The following is a 1,381-nucleotide window of genomic DNA, read 5'->3' on the forward strand; positions in this document are numbered from 1 at the left end:
GCGCGGCCCCGGCGGCGGCGGGGGCCAGGCCCGGCCCGGCGGTCTCGGCCCAGGTGAGCAGCGCGACTGCGCCCGCCCAGAGGGTGCCCATGACCGCGAGGACCGCCCAGCCCTGCCGCCGGTCCCCGACGAGGACGCCGAACGTGCGCGGCAGGGAGAACGGCACGAGGAGCAGCAGCACGACCTGCAGCACGTTCGTCCACGGCGCGGGGTTCTCCAGCGGGTGCGCCGAGTTGGCGTTGAAGAACCCGCCGCCGTTCGTGCCGAGCTCCTTGATGGCCTCCTGCGAGGCGACCGGCCCGCCGAGCACCGACTGCGTGGCACCCGAGAGCGTCGTGACCTCGGTGTGCGCGTGCAGATTCTGCACGACGCCGCCGGCGACGAGCGCGAGGGCCGCGACGAACGCGAGCGGCAGCAGGATCCGCACGCTGCCGCGCACGAGGTCGGACCAGAAGTTGCCGACGCGCCCGTCGGTGCCCGACCGCGCGAACCCGCGCACCAGCGCGACCGCGACCGCCAGGCCGACGGCCGCCGAGACGAAGTTCTGCACCGCGAGCCCGGTCATCTGCAGCAGGTGCCCCGCGGCGACCTCGCCCGAGTACCACTGCCAGTTGGTGTTCGTGACGAACGAGACGGCGGTGTTCCACGCGCCCGCCGGGTCCATGGGCGGCGCCCCGACCGACAGCGGCAGCACGTGCTGCAGGCGCGCGAGCCCGTAGAGCACCAGCACCCCGGCCAGCGAGAAGCCGAGCACGGACAGCAGGTAGGTGCTCCACCGCTGCTCGGCGTCGGGGTCGACCCGCATCACCCGGTAGCCCGCCCGCTCGACGGCGAGGTGCCGCGGCGAGGAGAACACCCGTGCCATGTAGTCGCCCAGCGGGACGTGCACGGCGGCGAGCACCGCGACGACCAGCAGGACCTGCGCGACGACGACGACCACGGCGCTCACCGGACCTTGTCCGCGCGCAGCAGCTGCACGACGAGGTAGACGAGCAGTGCGCCGGCCACCACGAGCCCGGCGACGTCGAGGCCGCTCACGAGAGGTCCGCCGCACTGGCGGGCGCACGGCCGGGCGCGCGGTCCGCCGGGCGGCCGGCGGAGCGGTCCACCCGGGCGGTCGGGCGGTCGGACCTGCGGGCGACGAGCGCGACGGTCGCGAAGAACGCGACGGTCAGCGCGAGGAAGGCCAGGTCGGCCATGGGACTCACAGCACCTTCGACGACGGTCGGGGCCTGCCGCCCCGGTGGCCCGTGACCGGGCCGCACCGCAGGTCTACGCCCGCCTCAGCCCGCCGACGCCCGCCTTGACGCTTCCTTGACGCCCCCGCCCCGCACCTTGACGCCCCTCGTCCCGCCGCACGCCGTCGCGCCGCCGCAGTGGG

The 1,381-nt window shown here is 75.5% G+C and carries 2 protein-coding genes; both read right to left on the bottom strand.

Annotated features, from left to right (window positions below; all coding sequences use genetic code 11):
- Positions 1 to 949: potassium-transporting ATPase subunit KdpA (locus tag CBZ_RS10975; protein ID WP_165446740.1), on the bottom strand; the 949-nt coding region annotated here is incomplete at its 3' end.
- An 85-nt stretch (positions 950 to 1,034) separates the two neighbouring features.
- On the bottom strand, positions 1,035 to 1,199 hold the full coding sequence (locus CBZ_RS20870) for a hypothetical protein (protein ID WP_165446739.1): 165 nt from the start codon (positions 1,197 to 1,199) through the stop codon (positions 1,035 to 1,037).
- Between the last annotated feature and the right edge of the window lie 182 nt (positions 1,200 to 1,381).

Source organism: Cellulomonas biazotea (assembly GCF_004306155.1).
GTDB classification, from domain to species: Bacteria; Actinomycetota; Actinomycetes; order Actinomycetales; family Cellulomonadaceae; genus Cellulomonas; species Cellulomonas biazotea.

What these genes read in the sequence shown, in the direction of transcription:
- CBZ_RS20870 (WP_165446739.1), bottom strand. Translation starts at nt 1,199, where the DNA reads ATGGCCGACCTGGCCTTCCTCGCGCTGACCGTCGCGTTCTTCGCGACC.